The organism is Halomonas lysinitropha, assembly GCF_902500215.1.
Lineage (GTDB): Bacteria > Pseudomonadota > Gammaproteobacteria > Pseudomonadales > Halomonadaceae > Halomonas > Halomonas lysinitropha.
The window spans coordinates 135977-152531 of sequence record NZ_CABVOU010000046.1; the positions used below are offsets into that span (position 1 = coordinate 135977).

Annotated in this window: 10 protein-coding genes; 4 read left to right on the forward strand and 6 right to left on the reverse strand. The window is 67.7% G+C overall.

The features are described 5' to 3' along the window. The first annotated feature begins 20 nt into the window (after positions 1-20). Positions 21-1016: an adenosine deaminase gene (locus HALO32_RS16545; protein ID WP_151444993.1), complete on the forward strand. Its 996-nt coding sequence runs from the start codon at positions 21-23 to the stop codon at positions 1014-1016. 157 nt (positions 1017-1173) lie between these two features. Then, positions 1174-2862: a GGDEF domain-containing protein gene (locus HALO32_RS16550; protein WP_151444994.1), complete on the forward strand. Its 1689-nt coding sequence runs from the start codon at positions 1174-1176 to the stop codon at positions 2860-2862. A 70-nt stretch (positions 2863-2932) separates the two neighbouring features. Here HALO32_RS16550 and HALO32_RS16555 read toward each other — a convergent pair whose 3' ends face one another. From HALO32_RS16555 to xdhA, 5 genes are all read right to left on the reverse strand, one after another. After that, entirely contained in the window at positions 2933-3922 is a 990-nt protein-coding gene (locus HALO32_RS16555) for a cytochrome-c peroxidase (RefSeq protein WP_151444995.1), read from the reverse strand. Positions 3923-4210: 288 nt separating this feature from the next. Further along, positions 4211-5548, reverse strand: coding sequence for a guanine deaminase (gene guaD / locus HALO32_RS16560; protein WP_151444996.1), 1338 nt, complete (start codon positions 5546-5548; stop codon positions 4211-4213). Between the two features lie 11 nt (positions 5549-5559). Further along, positions 5560-6453, reverse strand: coding sequence for a xanthine dehydrogenase accessory protein XdhC (xdhC, locus tag HALO32_RS16565; RefSeq protein WP_151444997.1), 894 nt, complete (start codon positions 6451-6453; stop codon positions 5560-5562). Beyond that, positions 6450-8969: a xanthine dehydrogenase molybdopterin binding subunit gene (gene xdhB, locus HALO32_RS16570; protein ID WP_151444998.1), complete on the reverse strand. Its 2520-nt coding sequence runs from the start codon at positions 8967-8969 to the stop codon at positions 6450-6452. The genes xdhC and xdhB overlap by 4 nt, the downstream gene beginning before the upstream one ends. Further along, positions 8953-10422, reverse strand: a complete 1470-nt coding sequence (gene xdhA, locus HALO32_RS16575; protein WP_151445170.1) for a xanthine dehydrogenase small subunit — start codon at positions 10420-10422, stop codon at positions 8953-8955. Before xdhA ends, xdhB begins: the two co-directional genes overlap by 17 nt. 177 nt (positions 10423-10599) lie before the next feature. On the opposite strand from xdhA, the gene HALO32_RS16580 reads away from it, so the two are divergent. Together HALO32_RS16580 and hrpB are read left to right on the forward strand one after the other, a co-directional pair. After that, positions 10600-11283, forward strand: a complete 684-nt coding sequence (locus HALO32_RS16580) for a TetR/AcrR family transcriptional regulator (protein WP_151444999.1) — start codon at positions 10600-10602, stop codon at positions 11281-11283. Positions 11284-11290: 7 nt separating this feature from the next. After that, complete coding sequence (gene hrpB, locus HALO32_RS16585) at positions 11291-13720, forward strand: ATP-dependent helicase HrpB (RefSeq protein WP_225810117.1); 2430 nt, start codon at positions 11291-11293, stop codon at positions 13718-13720. Positions 13721-13747: 27 nt separating this feature from the next. On the opposite strand, the gene HALO32_RS16590 is transcribed toward hrpB, so the two are convergent. Next, on the reverse strand, positions 13748-16474 hold the full coding sequence (locus tag HALO32_RS16590) for a cation-translocating P-type ATPase (RefSeq protein WP_151445001.1): 2727 nt from the start codon (positions 16472-16474) through the stop codon (positions 13748-13750). Between the last annotated feature and the right edge of the window lie 81 nt (positions 16475-16555).

Below are 16555 nucleotides of genomic sequence, written 5' to 3' on the forward strand. Positions count from 1 at the left end.
TCTCCCTGACGAGGTATGCCATGCGTGATTTCCTCAAGCGCCTGCCCAAGGCCGAACTCCATCTGCACATCGAGGGCTCGCTGGAGCCCGAGCTGATGTTTTCCCTGGCCGAGCGCAATGGCGTCAGCCTGCCCTATGCCTCCGTGGAGGAGGTCCGCGCGGCCTATGATTTCACCGACCTGCAGTCCTTCCTCGACCTCTACTACCAAGGCATGAGCGTGCTGCGCACCGCCGAGGACTTCCACGACCTGGCAATGGACTACTTCCGCCGTGCCAGCGCCGAGGGGGTGGTGCATGTGGAGATGCATTTCGATCCCCAGGCCCATCTGGTGCGTGGCATCGAGCTGCCGGTGGTGATGGAGGGGCTTTCCCTGGCGCAACGCCGGGCGCAGCGCGAGCTGGATCTGTCCTCAGCGCTGATCATGGCCTTCCTGCGCGACCGACCGGCCGAGGAGGCGGTGACGTTGATGGAGAGTGCAGCGCCCTACTGGGAGATGCTTGACGCCGTGGGGCTGGACAGCGCCGAGCAGGGCAACCCACCAGCGAAGTTCGTCGAGGTGTTCGAGCGGGCACGACAACTGGGCATCCCGCGGGTGGCCCATGCCGGTGAGGAGGGGCCCCCCGCGTACATCCGCGAGGCCCTGGACCTGCTGGATGTCTGCCGCATCGACCATGGCGTGCGCTGCCTGGAGGACCCGGAGCTGGTGGCCCGGCTACGGGACAAGGGCGTGGTACTCACTGTGTGTCCGCTCTCCAATGTGCGACTGCGTGTCGTCGAGCGGATGGCCGACCATCCCCTTCCGCAGCTGCTCGATGCTGGCCTGCGCCTGACCCTCAATTCGGATGACCCGGCCTACTTCGGCGGCGGCATGCTGGCCAACTTCGAGGCCTGTGCCGATGCCTTCGGCTGGTCGAAGGAGGTCTTCATCCAGCTGGCCGGCACGGCCATCGACGCCGCCTTCCTCAGCGAGACGCGTCGCCTCGCGCTGCATCGCCAGCTGGCGGACTGCCTCTAGGCGCCTGATGGCCACCTCGCACCGAGTGGCCGTGGTGGGCCATGCCGTCGTCGACATCCGGGCGGACCAGCGTTGATGGGTTGTCGTGCAACGGTGTGTAATATCGTGTAAAAAAAGGATTCTCATCCTGCCATCGGGCTGATCGGGGAGAGCCTTCTTGAGCCTTAAGACCCGTTTCCTGCTGCTGGCCGCTTGCCTCGTGCTCGTGGCGTCGGCGGCCGCCTGGACCGTCTTCCACCGCATTACCGAGGGCATCATCGAGCAGTGGGGCGAACGCGTCGCGGCCATCCAGGTGCAGTACGATAGCGGTCGCCTGTTACAGCCCCTGGAGCGCGAGATAGCCCTGGCGCGCCAGATGGCCGACTCCATCGTGTTGCAGCGCTGGGCAAACGCCCCGGACGATCCCGAGCTCGAGGGGCAGGCCTTTGACGAGATGGAAAGTTTTCGTCGCAATTTCCGCGACAACAGCTATTTCGTTGCGCTGAGAGGTAGCGGCGGCTATTACCACAACAATGCTGCCGGCGATTACACCAGCGAACGCCTACGCTACCGGCTGCGGCCGGATCGACCGGCTGATGCCTGGTTCTATCGCCTGATCGAGGAGGGACGGGATTTCCACCTCAACGTCAATCCCGACGTGGAGCTTGGCGTCACCAAGCTGTGGATCGATGTCCTGATGCGAGACGCCGACGGCGAGATCCTCGGGGTGGTGGGCACCGGCATGGAACTCGAGAGCTTTCTTCAGGAGATCATCGATATCCAGCAGCCCGGCATCACCACCCTGTTTGTCGACTACAACGGTGCCATCCAGCTCTACCGCGATCGACGGCTCATCGACTATGCCAGTTTCATCAAGCCCGAGGGGCAGAAGCGAACCCTGGACTTGCTGGTGGATCTGCCCCGCGATGCCGAGGCGCTCTCCGGCATCATGCAGGAGCTGCGTGACGCCCCGGACCAGCAGCCTAGCGTGCGCACCGAGTTTGTGACCGTCGAAGGCAAGCGTCACCTGGCCGGTCTGGCTTTCCTGCCGGCCCTCGGCTGGTTCGAGGTAACACTGCTCGACCTGGAAACCCTGATGCCCCTTGGCGGTTTCACGCCGGTGGCAGTGGTGTTCGTACTGACCCTGCTGGTCACCCTGCTGGTCTTCCATCTGGCGCTGCGCCGCCAGTTGTTGGCGCCCATCGCGGCACTGGAGGCCGCCATGCAGCGAGTCAAGGAGGGGGACCTGTCGGCTTCCGAGCTGCCCCGGGGCCGGGGCGAGATGGGCCGGCTGATGCACCACTTCCGTTCGATGGCCGAGGCCATCCAGCGCCATACCCGGGACCTCGAGGAGCGGGTCCGTGAACGCACCGAGGAACTCGAGGCGGTGGCCACACGTGATGTGCTGACCGGCCTCATGAATCGACGCGGCATGCAGCAGTGGCTGGAGGAGCAGATCCTGAGAGCCACCCGGGAGAGCAGCCACTTCGGGCTGCTCTGGCTGGATATCGACCGTTTCAAGGAGCTCAACGATGGTCTCGGCCATGCGGCAGGGGACAAGGCCCTGGTTCGCGTCGCCGAGGCGCTGAGTGACGGGCTGCGTCCCTACGACCGGGCCTCGCGCTGGGGCGGGGATGAATTTCTGGTGATACTGTCGCCCTGTGACGCCCCGACCCTTGCGGGGGTGGCCGAGCGCCTTCGGCACGCCGTCGCTGAAATCGAAGTGGAGGGGGTCCCGGTCACGATCAGCGTGGGGGCCTGCATGGCCAATCCCGGCGAGGATCTTGACCTCCTTCTCAAGCGGGCCGATGAGGCGCTCTATCAGGCCAAGGCCGATGGGCGCAACCAGGCCCGGGTGGCTGTCTAGTGCAGAGCGAACGAAAACCCGAGAACCCCGGCAGAGACCGGGGTTCGTGTCGTCCGAATGATGACCCGAATCAGGGCAGGGCGGGAACCTCGAACTCGGGCATCTCGCCGGTCAGGGTGTGCAGGAAGGCGGTGATGTTGTCGATCTCTTTATCCTCGAAGTCGCGGCCCAGCATCTCCTGGCCCATGATGGATACGGCTTCCTCCAGCGTCTCGGTGGCGCCGTTGTTCATGTAGGGATAGGTGACGGCCACGTTGCGCAGGGTCGGGGTACGGAACTTGTACTTATCGCTCTCCTCGCCGGTGACGACGTAACGCCCCTCGTCCTCGGAGCCCGGCACCTGGATGGCGTGGAAATTGCCATCGCTCAGGTTCGGCCCGCTGTGACAGGCGACACAACCGTTGTCCACGAAGGCCACCATGCCGTCTTTCTCCTGTTCGTCCAGGGCGTTCATGTCGCCGCGCAGGTAGCGGTCGAAGGGCGAGTTCGGGGTGTTGAGGGTGCGCTGGAAGCTGGCCAGGGCCTGGGCCAGGTTGTCGCCATTGATCGGGTTCTCGTCGTCCGGATAGGCCTCGGAAAATCTCCGCTGGTAGACATCGAAGCCTTCGAGGCGCTTCAGCGCCTGATCGAGGTCCATGGCCATCTCGACATCGGCCTCGATGGGCCCCAGTGCCTGCTCTTCCAGATCAGCAGCACGGCCATCCCAGAACTGGGAATCGAGGAAGCCCGAGTTGAGCACCGTGGGCGTGTTGCGCTCGCCGACCTGGCCGTCATGGCCGGTGGCCCGCGGAATACGGTCACTCCAGCCCAGGGCCGGGTTGTGACAGGTGGCACAGCTGATCACGCCACTCGAGGAGATGCGCGGCTCGAAGAACATCATCTTGCCCAGCTCCACCTTCTCCGGGGTCAGGGAGTTGTCCGCGGGGATAGGCGGCAGGTAGGGGAGCGGCTCGAAGCGGTCGCGGTAGTCACCCAGGCCGTCGTCGGCCATGGCGGGAATGGAGACGGCGAGAGCCGACCCCAAGGCGATGGCTGATACCAGCAGGCGTTTACGGATCATGACAGTTCCCCTTGTGGTGGTGATTCGGGTGAGTGGCGTGTGCAACCCACCAGTCACCCTCTATCAGCAGAGTAGTGCGATCACTTGACGCCAATCAACCTAGTAAAAGTGTCGGATAACGGCCACTCTTGAGCTAAATCAAGTTTTACCAATGGTTTATATTTTTGGCTGGACGCGTCGCTGTTCCACCCGTGAGGCTGGAGCTAAAGGTGCGCGCACCGGACTCGATATCGCTGCGGCAGTCATCCGGTGCCCCTTCCGCTGCACTCAGAAGAGGATGGCTGACCGTCAACCTGCCATGGGGGATTGGTTGTCGCGTCGGTGCTGGAGGCGCCCGCCGGCCCAGGTCTCGGCCACGCTGCGATCGTCGCCGAGCATCATCAGCGCGAAAAGCGTCTCGGCAAGCGAACGACTGCGGGCCGTGCGTCGTGCCAATAGCGGAGTGGCGGCTGGGTCGAGCACCACCAGGTCGGCCTCCATGCCTGGGGCGAGGCGGCCGATATGGCCGTCGAGCGACAGCGCCCGGGCGTTGCCCAGCGTCAGCCCGAAGAACCCCTGCCAGGCAGTGAGCGGCTGACCCTTGAGCTGGCCTACCTGGTAGGCGGCCTTCAGCGTCGCCAGGCCGGAGAGGTCCGTACCGCCGCCCACGTCGCTGGCATAGCTGATGTTGAGGTCCATCTCGCGGGCCGCCAGCCGGTCGAAGAGGCCGCTGCCGAGGAAGAGGTTGGAACTTGGGCAGAAGGCGAGGTTCGCCCCCCGCTCGGCCAGCCGGCCGCGCATCGCCTGGTCCAGGTGGATGCCGTGGGCGAAGGTGCTGCGCGGGCCGACGAGCCCCGACTGTTCATAGACTGCCAGGTAGTCGCGGCTGTCGGGAAAGAGCTCTGCCACCCAGTCGATCTCGCCGGTGTTCTCGGCCAGGTGGGTCTGCAGCCACAGGCTCGGGTCGTTGCGCATCAGGCCCCCGGTGGCGTCCAGCTGCGCTCGACTGGAGGTAGGGGCGAAGCGCGGGGTCAGGCTGAAGCCCAGCCGTCCCTTGCCGTGCCAGTCGGCGATCAGCCGCTCGCTGTCGCGGATGCCGCCCAGGGTGTCGTCGCAGAGCGCGTCGGGGGCGTGGCGGTCCATCAGCACCTTGCCGGCCAGCATGCGCAGCCCGCGCCGGTGGCTGGCCGAGAAGAAGGCATCGACGGAGACCGGGTGGCTCGAACAGAACACCTGGGCGGTGGTGGTGCCGACCCTCAGCATCTCGTTGAGGAAGGCTTCCGATAGCAGCTCTGCGTGTTCCTGCGCCGCGAAACGACACTCCTCGGGGAAGGTGTAGTCGCCCAGCCAGTCGAGCAGCTGTCGGCCGTACGAGGCCATGATCTCCAGCTGCACATAGTGCACATGGCTGTCGATGAAGCCGGGGACGATCAATTTCCCCCTGTGGTCGATGATGTCGATTCCTTCGGGCAACTGCGGCGCCAGGGTGGCGTAGTCCTCCACCGCGCGGATGCGGCCGTTCTCGATCCACAGGGCACCGTCCGCAAGGTGGCATACGCTGCCCTCGGCGGGCGTATCGGCCTCGCCGGGGTCGGCATCGAAGCTCAGCAGTTCGGCGCGCAGCACGCGTGAGTCGTTATGGGTCATTTCGTCAGGGCTCATCGAAATGTTGTGGGAGCGTTGTCGGTGAAGATGTGTCGCAGCTCGCGGGGGTCGAGGCCGCGCTGGTCGTCTCGCTCGCGCGACTCGACCCGCGGCAGCAGCTCGGCGAGGGTGGCCAGGGCGATGGCGTAGGGCGTCTTGTCGCCCCCGGTGCCACCGGCCGCCATGCCGATGGGGCAGCGCACTCGCGCCAGGGCCTCCTCGCCGTGACCGGCGTCGCGCAGCCGGCGGCGGAAACTGGCCCACTTGCTGCGCGAGCCGATCAGGCCCAGCGAGGCCGTGTCGCCGCGGGCGAGCAGGGCGTCCACCAGGGCCTGGTCCTCGGCGTGGTCGTGGGTCAGCACCAGGGCGTGGACGCCGGGCGGCAGGGCGGCCACGGCCTCGGCCGGGTCGGGAGCATGGCGACAGGCGAGGCGCGGCTGGTCCGACGCCCAGTCGGGGAAGGCGTTCGCCCGGCTGTCGTGCCAGCGCACTCGCCAGGGAAGCGGCGCGGCCAGGCGCACCAGCTCCCGGCCCACATGACCGGCGCCGAAGATCGCCAGCGTGGTGGCGCTGCCGGGAAAGACCTCGAGCAGCACGTTGACGAAGCCGCCGCAGCACTGGCCGCTGCGCCCGCCCAGGCTAAAGGCTTCCAGGCTCATCCCGGCCTGGCACTCGCCATCGGGGCCCGCCAGGCGCCGGCGGGCCGCTGCGATGGTCTGCCACTCGAAGGTACCGCCGCCCAGGGTGTCGTAGACCGCATCGGCGGTGATCACCATGCGTGCCCCGGGCTCCCGGGGCGTGGAACCGGCACTGGTCACCTGGGTGGCCAGAACGTGGGGCAGGCCCTCGCGCTGCAGGCGATGCAGGGCGGCATGCCAGCTCTCGGGGCGTGTATCCTCGGCCGTCATTCGGGTTCACCCGCAGCAGGTGGCCAGGGGGGGTGACGCGAGCGCAGCGCTTCGGCGGCCATCAGCACCCGCTCCGGCGTGGCCGGCGTGTCGAGGCGCGGCGCCTCTCGGTAGCCGGCCAGGCTCGAGAGGGCGTCGCGCAACGCTGCCCATACCGAGATGCCGAGCATGAAGGGCGGCTCGCCAACCGCCTTGGAGCGGTAGATGCTGGCCATGGAGTTGGGGTGGCCCTGGAGCAGTTCGACGTTGAACACCGGCGGCAGATCGCCGTAGGTGGGAATCTTGTAGGTGGCCGGACCGTCGGAGATCAGCCGGCCGGCATCGTTCCACCTGAGCTCCTCGCCGGTCAGCCAGCCCATGCCCTGGATGAAGCCACCCTCCACCTGGCCCATGTCGATGGCCGGGTTCAGGGAGTCGCCTACGTCATGCAGGATGTCGACCCGGTCGACCTGGGTCTCGCCGGTCAGGGTGTCGACGCTGACTTCGCTGACCGCCGCGCCGTGTGCGAAGTAGTAGAAGGGGCGCCCCTGGCCGGTGGTGCGGTCGTAGTGGATCAGCGGGGTGGCGTAGAAGCCCTTCTCGGAGAGCGAAACCCGGCCCAGGTAGGCGGCCTGTACCAGCTCGCCCCAGGGGATGCGCCGCTCGCTCTCGCCGGTGCCGGCCACCAGGTGACCGGTCTCCAGGCGCATGCCTTCGCGGTCCAGGGCGTAGTGCTCGCTGGCGAAGTCGAAGAGCCGTGTCTTGAGGCTGAGGCAGGCGTCGCGGGCGGCCATGCCGTTGAGGTCGGCGCCGCTGGAGGCCGCCGTGGGTGAGGTGTTGGGCACCTTGTCGGTACGGGTGGCGGTGATGCGCACCGTGTCGACGTCGAGGGCGAGTTCGCGGGCCACCACCTGGCAGATCTTGGTGTGCAGGCCCTGGCCCATCTCGGTGCCGCCGTGGTTGATCATCACGCTGCCGTCGGTATAGACCTGCAGCAGGGCACCGGCCTGGTTGAGGTGCTTGGCGGTGAAGGAGATACCGAACTTGACCGGCGTCAGCGCCAAGCCTCGCCGAATGACCGGGCTCTGCGCGTTGAACTCGGTGATTTCCTGGCGGCGTGTCCAGTAATCGGAATCGGCCTCGAGCCGCTCGACGACATGGTGCAGCAGGGCGACCTGTTCCACCGTCTGGCCGTAATGGGTGATATCCCGGCGAATGACGTCCGGCTCCGTGCGATAGAGGTTGCGCTTGCGGATCGTCAGTGTGTCCTCGCCGAGGCGTCTGGCGATGTCGTCCATTGCCGCCTCGATCACCATCATGCCCTGGGGACCGCCGAAGCCGCGGAAGGCGGTGTTGGAGGCGGTGTGGGTGCGCGCCCGGTGGCCGGTGACCCGCGCCTCCCCCAGCGAGTAGGCGTTGTCGGCGTGGAACATGGCCCGGTCGACGATGGCCTCGGAGAGATCCGGCGAGTAGCCACAGTCGCCGATCAGGGTCAGCTCGCCGCCCTGGATGACGCCCGTCTCGTCGATGCCTAGACGGTAGCGATTGTGGAAGGGATGGCGCTTGCCGGTGACCCGCATGTCCTCGGCGCGTGGCAGGCGCAGGCGGACGGTACGTCCGGTTCGCCGGGCGACCAGCGCGGCCATGCAGGCCCAGGGCGAGGCCTGGGTCTCCTTGCCCCCGAAGCCGCCGCCCATGCGACGTACCTCCACGGTCACCGCGTGGAAGGGAATGCCCAGCACCTCCGCCACCAGCTTCTGGGTCTCGCTGGGGTGCTGGTTGGAGGTATGGACGATTACCCCCTCGTCTTCGGTAGGCTGGACCAGGCAGGCCTGTCCCTCCAGGTAGAAGTGCTCCTGACCGCCGACGAACTGCTCGCCTTCGATGACATGGGCCGCGGTCGCGAGCGAGCGTTCCCAGTCGCCGCTCTGCTGAACATGGGTCGGGCGCACGAACTCGTGGCGTTCGGCGGCGACTACCGGGTCAAGGCTGGCGGGCTGCTCGTCGATTTCGACGAGCGCTTCCGCCCAGGCGGCGCTCACGGCCTCCCGGGCGGCGCGATGAGTCTCGGCCGCCACGGCGAAGAGCACCTGGCCGGCATAGCGGATCTCGTCCTCGACAAAGAGCGGGTCGCCGGGGAAGACCGGACCGATATCGGTATGCCCTGGTACGTCATCGAAACCGACCGCGTCGACCACGCCGGGCATGGCCCGGAGCGTGTCGAGATCGAGGCGGATCAGGTGGCCGTGGGCTACCGGCGAAAGCGCGAGTGCCAGGTGGAGGCAGTCTGCCGGTGCCTGGAGATCGTCGATATAGGCGGCACGTCCGGTGACGTGCTTGACCGCACTCTCATGGGCGCTGGCGCTACCGGCGCTGCCGCGCGTTCTGGTGGTCTCGATCTCGCGGAATTCCGTGTCCCGTGCCAGGGGGCCGTCGCCCTTGATGCGACCCTGCTGCTCGTCGCGCACTCGTATCGTGGCGTCATCGAGGTCGGTCGTATCCCTGGACGGAACGTCCAGTTTAGTGAGCGTACGCATGGAGCATCACCTCCCGGGGAGCATCGGTCGTTTCCTGTGCCATGACCAGGCGCAGGCGTTCGAGCAGATTGGCGGCGGAGAGCTGGCGATAATGGGCGCTGCCACGCACATCGCTCATCGGCTGGAAGTCTCTCGCGAGAGCGAGCCTGGCGGCCTGGAAGGCGGCGGTGGAGGGCGCCTGGCCCTCCAGCGCGGCCTCGGCCGCGATGGCCCGTTTGGGTGTCGCCGCCATGCCACCGAAGGCCAGGCGGACGTCGCACAGCAGGCCGTCTTCCAGGCGCCAGCCGAAGGCGCCGAGCACGGCGGAAATGTCGTCCTCACGACGCTTGGACAGCTTCCAGACCCTGAGGTGTCGGCCCGGCTCGGGGCGGGGCAGGAAGATCGCCCGGATCACCTCGCCCTCGCGCAGGTCGGTCCGCTTGTAGTCGAGGAAGAAGTCGTCGAGGGGCAGTTCGCGCTCGCCCTCCGGCCCGGCCAGCCACAGCCGGGAGCCCAGGGCCAGCAGCACCGGCGGCGTGTCGCCGATGGGCGAGGCGTTGGCGATATTGCCGCCCAGAGTGCCGCGGTTGCGGATCTGGGCGGAGCCCAGGCGGTGCAGCAGATGGGCGAAGGTCGGGTAATATTCGGCCAGCAGCGGTTCCAGGCGCGAGTAGGTCACGCCGCCGCCGATCCACCAGCCCTCGCGGCCGTCGTCCAGCGTGGCCGCTTCGATGACCTGGAGCTCGGCGACGCGCGTAATGTCGACCACCCGCGGGAAGCGGGCCAGGCGCTGGGTGACCTCGAGCCAGAGGTCGGTACCGCCGGCGACGATGGGCGCCTCGGGGTGGCGGGTGCGTTCGTCAAGCAGTTCGACCAGGCTTTCCGGCTGGACGAAGGTGCTGTCGGCATCGCGCTCGACGGGAGGTGACGTGAGCGATGCCGCGGCGTCTGTGCACTTCTCCAGCCATGCCGGACGCGCGTGGGGGTAGTCGCCCATGGAGAGCGCCGCGTCGCGGATCGGCCGATAGCCGGTGCAGCGGCAGAGGTTGCCGCCCAGCGCCGCTTCGAGACGCTGTTGTGTCAGCGGCGCCGGCGCCCGTCGCTGCTCCTCGTGCAGAGTGAAGAGCGACATGACGATACCCGGGGTACAGAAGCCGCACTGGCTGCCGTGGCACTCGACCATGGCCGCCTGGGCGGGGTGCAGGGCATCGCCCGAGGCCAGGCCTTCCACGGTGACCAACGACTGCCCCTGAAGCTGATGGGCCGGGGTGATGCAGGCGTTGGCGCTGTGATAGTGGACGTTGCCATCGGGGTCGGCTTTGCCGATGGCCACCGTGCAGGCGCCGCAGTCCCCGGAGGCGCAGCCCTCCTTGGTGCCGGTCTGGCCGAGGGAATCGCGCAGCAGCTCGAGCACGCTGGTGTCGGGCGAAGCCGCGCAGTGGCGGAGCTGCCCGTTGAGCAGGAAGTCGATCATCGCCTTGTCTCTGTTGTTGGCGTGGAAGCGCTTGTTCAGGGGTCTCACTTCTTGACCGTTCGGTCAGGATAATCTCAGCTTGGTCCAGATTCGCTCACTTTGCAAGCCCGTTTGCACCTGGCACGGGGCTGGGGCACTATCCTTGGCTTTGATCCGCCATGGGCACTGAGGTGGTCGATGACAGAGGGGAGCGCGCCCGTCGAGCGAGGGGCGAGAGAGCAAGGCGAAGCCAACGGGGTGACCCGTCGGCGCAACGAGCGCGAGATCCTGGCCGCGGCCGAACGGGTCTTTGCCCGCTACGGCTACCGGGGGGCGAGCCTCCAGGCGATTGCCGAGCAGGCCGGCCTGCCCAAGTCCAATGTCCTCTACTATATGGGCAGCAAGCGTGGTCTCTATGTCCGCTTGCTGGAGCGGATGATGGAACGCTGGAATGCCCTGCTCGACGATATCTCGGTGGAGGATGACCCCGCCGAGGTGCTGGAGGCTTTCATCCGCAGCAAGATGCAACTGTCGCGGCGTCATCCCGAGGGATCGCGCCTGTTCGCCGCGGAAATCCTCGGCGGTGCCCCCTTCCTGCAGGAGTATCTGCGCGGTGAACTGCGTGACTGGGTCCAGGCCCGGGCGCGGGTTTTCGAGCAGTGGGCCGAACGCGGGTTGATGGATCCCGTCGATCCGGTGTGGCTGATCTTCCTGATCTGGTCGGCCACTCAGCACTACGCCGACTTCGAAGCCCAGGTGCTGGGCATCACCGGCCGTGACGAGCTGAGCGATGCCGATGTCGAGGAGATCACCACCTTTCTCACCCGGGTGATCCTCAAGGGGTGCGGCGTGCGCTCACGGGATGCCGCCCCTGCCCGCTGAGCCGCCCATGACGTTGCCCATCGATTCTCGCCTCGACGCTATCCTCGATGCCCTCGAGAGGCATTCGCGCGCCCTGCTGGTGGCCGAGCCCGGTGCCGGCAAGACCACCCGCGTGCCGCTGGCGCTGCTTGACGCCCCCTGGGCCCGCGAGGGAAAACTGCTGCTGCTCGAACCTCGGCGTGTGGCGGCCCGGCTGGCTGCCGGCTTTATGGCCGATAGCCTGGGGGAAAGGGTCGGGGAGACCGTCGGCTATCGCATGCGCGGCGAAAGCCGAGCGGGGCCGGATACTCGGCTCGAGGTGGTCACCCAGGGCGTGCTGACGCGCATGCTTCAGGACGATCCCATGCTCGAGGGCGTGGCCGGGGTGATCTTCGACGAGTTCCACGAGCGAAGCCTGGAGGCGGACCTGGGCCTGGCCCTGGCGCTTGATGCCCAGCAGGGCCTGCGCGAGGACCTGCGCCTGCTGGTGATGTCGGCGACCCTGGATGTCGACGCCTTGCTCGGCGTATTGGGTGGCGCGACTCCCGTCATCGACTGTCCGGGTCGCGTCTATCCCGTCGAGACCCGCTATCGGGCGCTCAATAGCCGTGAAGAGGCTGCGGCTCAGCAGGCCAAGGCGCTACTCGAGGCCCTGCAACAGCAGGCAGGCGACGCCCTGGTGATCCTGCCCGGCGTGGGGGAGATCCGTCGACTGGCCAGAGAACTTGCGCTCCGCGTTCCAGAGCTTGTGGTGATGGAACTGCATGGTCGCCTGCCGCTCGATGCCCAGCGCCGGGCGCTGCGTCCCGACCCGAATGGGCGCCGGCGGGTGGTGCTGGCCACGGCGATTGCCGAGTCCAGCGTCACCGTGGACGGCGTGAGCCTGGTGGTGGATGCCGGCCAGGAACGGGTGCCGGTGTTCCAGCCACGCACCGGGCTCACCCGGCTGGAGACGCGTCGCGTCAATCGGGCCAGTGCCGACCAGCGCCGTGGTCGAGCCGGTCGCCAGGGGCCAGGGCTCTGCGTGAGGCTCTGGCCCGAGGAGCAACCGCTGGTGCCGCATGGCGAGCCGGAAATCCGCCAGTCGGACCTCGCGCCGCTGGCTTTCGAGCTGGCGCGCTGGGGTATCACCGATCCGCAGCGGCTGACCTGGATGACGCCCCCTCCCGACGCCGCGCTGGCGGCCGGTCGTGACCTGCTGGCCCGGTTGGGCGTGCTGGATGAGGCGTATCTCCTCACCGAACTGGGGCGTGCCTGCGTGCGATGGCCGACCCACCCGCGCCTGGCGGTGATGCTGGAACGCGCCGCCGAACGCGACGCGCAACCCCTGGCCTGTACCCTGGTGGCGCTGCTCGAGGGGCGCGGCCTGGACGAGGAGCGCGATCTCGAGCGTACACTCAAGGCGCTGCTCAAGGCTCCCCGAGAGCACCGCCAGTGGCAGCGCGATGCCGAACGGCTTGCGCGACTCGCCGGCGTGGCATTCGAGGTCGTGAACCTGGCCCCGCTGGGTGAGCTGCTGGCGCTGGCCTACCCGGAGCGAGTGGCGCAGCGGCTCGAAGCGGGCCGCTTTCGTCTGGCCGGCGGAGGGCTGGCGACCCTTGCCGAGCGCCACCCCTTGTCCCATGCCGACCTGCTGGTGGCCGCCGAACTCGACGGCGAGGCGAGCGGGGCGCGTATCTTCCGCGCCGTGGCGCTTGATCGCGACCGCCTCGAGGCCCTGTATCCCGAATGCGCCGAGTGGCGAGCGAGCCTCGAGTGGTCCGACGACCAGGGCCGGCTGGTGGGCGAGCAAGTGCGCGGCCTGGGCGCCGTGGTATTGGCGCGAAAGCCCCTCGCCAAGCTGCCACCGGAGGCGGTCAGGGAAGCGCTGCTCGAGGCGCTGCGCCGGCGCGGCTTGCCGCAAGAAGACGAACGAGAGCAGCTGCAGGGGAGGGTGGCGCTGCTGCACCGGACGCTGGGCAGCGAGTGGCCCGACTGGTCCGAGGCAACGCTGCTCGACACCCTGGCTGACTGGCTGGGTCCGCATCTCGACGGCATTACCCGGCTAGAGGCGGTCGAGCGTCTGCCGCTGGCGCGCCTGCTGCTTGACAGCCTCGACTGGCCGCTGCGCTCACGCCTCGACGCGCTGGCGCCGTCGCGCCTGGCAGTGCCCAGCGGCTCGGCCCATCGGGTGGACTATACCCCCTGCCTGGTGGGCAAGCCGCCGGTGCTGGCGGTGAAGCTGCAGGAGTGCTTCGGCTGGCAGGCCTCGCCGCGCGTCGTCGACGGTCGGGTGACGGTGCTGTTGCACCTGCTCTCGCCGGCACGCCGCCCCCTGCAGGTCACCGCCGACCTGGCGAGTTTCTGGGCCCATGGCTACCCGCAGGTGCGCCGCGAGATGCGCGGTCGTTACCCCAAGCATCCCTGGCCGGAGGACCCCATGACCGCCGAGGCCACCGCCCGTACCAAGCGCCGGTAGGGTTAAGACGCTTTTAGTCCCTTGCCGTCAGGGGCGTCTTGGCTGCCCCCGGCTACCACGGGTGCGCAGCACGCGCTTCTCGATCTCGACGATCAGGTAGATGGCCAGACTGCCGGCCAGTATCACCCCCCAGTGGCCGAGGCCCAGTCCCTCGCTGCCGAAGATCACCTGCATGAAGGGCAGGTAGGTCCAGCCCAGCTGCAGCATCACGATGATGCCGATGGAGGCCCAGACAGGGCGGCTGCCGAAGATACCTGCCAGAGAGAGGGTGCTGCGCCGCAGGTAGCGGCTGTTGATCAGGTAGGCGGCGCTGCCCATGACCAGCATGTTGACCGCCCCGGTGCGGGCCAGCATCTCGCTGCCGCCATGCTGGAGGATCCAGCTGAACATGCCGAACACACCGACAAGCAGCAGCAGGGAGACGAACACCACCCGCCACAGCAGGAAGAGATCCAGCAGCGAGGCGTCGGGGTCCCGGGGCTGGCGGGTCATGATGTCCTGCTCGGCGTGCTCGAAGGCCAGCGCCAGGCCGAGCGTGACCGCCACCACCATGTTGACCCACAGCGCCTGGAGCGGCGTCACCGGCAGAGTGGAGTTGGCCAGCACCGCCAGCATGATCGCCAGGCCCTGGCCGCCATTGGTCGGCAGGATGAAGGTGATGGTCTTGCGGATATTGTCATAGACCTTGCGGCCCTCGCGGATGGCGCCGACGATGGTGGCGAAGTTGTCGTCGGCGAGCACCATCTCGGCGGCCTCCTTGGCGGCCTCGGTGCCCTGGATGCCCATGGCCACGCCGACGTCGGCGCGCTTGAGCGCCGGACCGTCGTTGACCCCGTCGCCGGTCATGGCGCAGATGCCGCCCTTGGCCTGCATGGCCTGAACCAGGCGCAGCTTGTGCTCCGGCGCGGCGCGGGCAAAAACGTCCACCTCGAGAATGATGTTCTCGAGCTCGGCGTCCGACATCGCCTCGATCTCGCGGCCGCTGATGGCGCGTTCGGTATGGGCGAAGCCCAGCTGCCTGGCAATGGCCAGGGCCGTGACCGCATGATCGCCGGTGATCATTACCGGGCGGATACCGGCGGCCAGGCACTCCTTCACCGCCTCGATCGCTTCGTCCCGGGGCGGGTCGAGCAGGCCGACGAGCCCCAGCAGCACCAACTCCTCCTCGGCGTGTTCGTCGGCCAGCTCGTGGACGTCGCTTACCCGCTTCTCGGCCAGCGCCAGCACGCGTAGCCCACGCTCGGACAGCGCATGGATGCGCGCCTCCCACTCCTCGTGATCGACTTCGGCCTCGCCGGATTCGGTGCGCACCCGATGGCACATCTCCAGCAGCCGGTCCGGGGCGCCCTTGACCATCAGCAGCTGCTCGCCGTCGACCTTGTGAAGGGTAGCCATGTACTTGCGTTCGGATTCGAAGGGGATGGCATCATGGCGCGAGTGGTCGCCGCGAAGCTTCGCGTGCGTCAGTCCGGCCTTGGCCGCAGCCACCACCAGGGCGCCCTCCGTGGGATCGCCGTGAATCTTCCAGCGGCCCTCCTCTTCCGCTAGCTCGGCGTCGTTGCACAGCACCCCCACCTTGAGGAAGTGGCGCAGGGCGTGGTTCTCGTCCAGGTCGAGTGCCGACTGCTCGGGCTCACCCTCGCTGACGCGGTGGAAACTGCCCTCCGGGGCGAAGCCGATGCCCTCGATATGTACCTCGCCCGTTGGCAGCCAGATGGCCTGGGCGGTCATCTCGTTGCGGGTCAGGGTGCCGGTCTTGTCGGAGAAGATGGTGGAGATGGAGCCCAGGGTCTCCACCGCGGGCAGGCGGCGGATGATGGCATGGCGGCGGGCCATGGCCTGCACGCCCAGGGCCAGGCCGATGGTGACGATGGCCGGCAGGCCCTCCGGGATGGCGGCCACCGCCAGGCCGACCGCGGCCATGAACATCTCGTCCACCGGCTGGTCGTGCACCAGAGCGCCGAAGACGCCGGTGAGCACTGCGGCAGCGAGGATGAAGAACGCCAGCACCTGGCCGGCACGGTCGATCTGGCGCAGCAGCGGGGTCTTGAGCTGCTCCACGCCTCGCAGCATCTCCGAGATGCGTCCGATCTGGGTTTGGGCGCCGGTCTCCACCACCAGGCCTCGGGCATTGCCCTGGACCACGATGGTGCTGGCGTAGGCCATGCCCCTGCGGTCGCCCAGGTCGGACTCCGCCTCCACGGCCGTCGTATCCTTGTCCACCGGGGTCGACTCGCCGGTCAGCGAGGCCTCCTCGGTGCGAAAGCGTCGTGCTTCCAGCAGGCGCAGGTCGGCCGGCACCCGGTCACCGCTCTCGACCATGACGATATCCCCGGGCACCAGCTCTTCGGCGGGGATAGTTTCCCGCCGGCCCTCACGCAACACATTGGCCCGGGGAGAGAGCATCTGGCGAATGCTCTCCAGCGCCTGCTCGGCCTTGCCCTCCTGGATGAAGCCGATCAGGGCGATGATCACCACCACGCCGAAGATGGCCGCAGCGTCCAGGGTATGGCCCAGGCCGAGGCTCGCCACGGCGGCGACCAGCAGGATCAGCATCAGGATGTTGTTGAACTGCTCCAGCAGGCGCTTCCACCAGGGCCGGGACTCGGCCTGCTTGAGCTGGTTGGGGCCATGCTCGGCCAGACGACGCTCGGCCTCCGGCCTCTCCAGACCCTCGGCGCGGCTCTCGAGGCGAGCCAGGGCCTCTTTGGTGGAAAGGGCGTGCCAGTCGGTGGGCTGAGCGGGGTCGGTCATGATGCTTCTCCGGCGTGGAGCAATAGGTCAAGCTCTATCACATGCCATGCTGCGCTGCAAAAAATAAGCGCGATGACATCC

Coding starts and splice junctions, on each gene's coding strand:
- HALO32_RS16545 (WP_151444993.1), top strand. CDS start 21: ATGCGTGATTTCCTCAAGCGCCTGCCCAAGGCCGAACTCCATCTGCAC.
- HALO32_RS16555 (WP_151444995.1), bottom strand. CDS start 3,922: ATGATCCGTAAACGCCTGCTGGTATCAGCCATCGCCTTGGGGTCGGCT.
- guaD (WP_151444996.1), bottom strand. CDS start 5,548: ATGACCCATAACGACTCACGCGTGCTGCGCGCCGAACTGCTGAGCTTC.
- xdhC (WP_151444997.1), bottom strand. CDS start 6,453: ATGACGGCCGAGGATACACGCCCCGAGAGCTGGCATGCCGCCCTGCAT.
- xdhB (WP_151444998.1), bottom strand. CDS start 8,969: ATGCGTACGCTCACTAAACTGGACGTTCCGTCCAGGGATACGACCGAC.
- xdhA (WP_151445170.1), bottom strand. CDS start 10,422: ATGATCGACTTCCTGCTCAACGGGCAGCTCCGCCACTGCGCGGCTTCG.
- HALO32_RS16580 (WP_151444999.1), top strand. CDS start 10,600: ATGACAGAGGGGAGCGCGCCCGTCGAGCGAGGGGCGAGAGAGCAAGGC.
- hrpB (WP_225810117.1), top strand. CDS start 11,291: ATGACGTTGCCCATCGATTCTCGCCTCGACGCTATCCTCGATGCCCTC.
- HALO32_RS16590 (WP_151445001.1), bottom strand. CDS start 16,474: ATGACCGACCCCGCTCAGCCCACCGACTGGCACGCCCTTTCCACCAAA.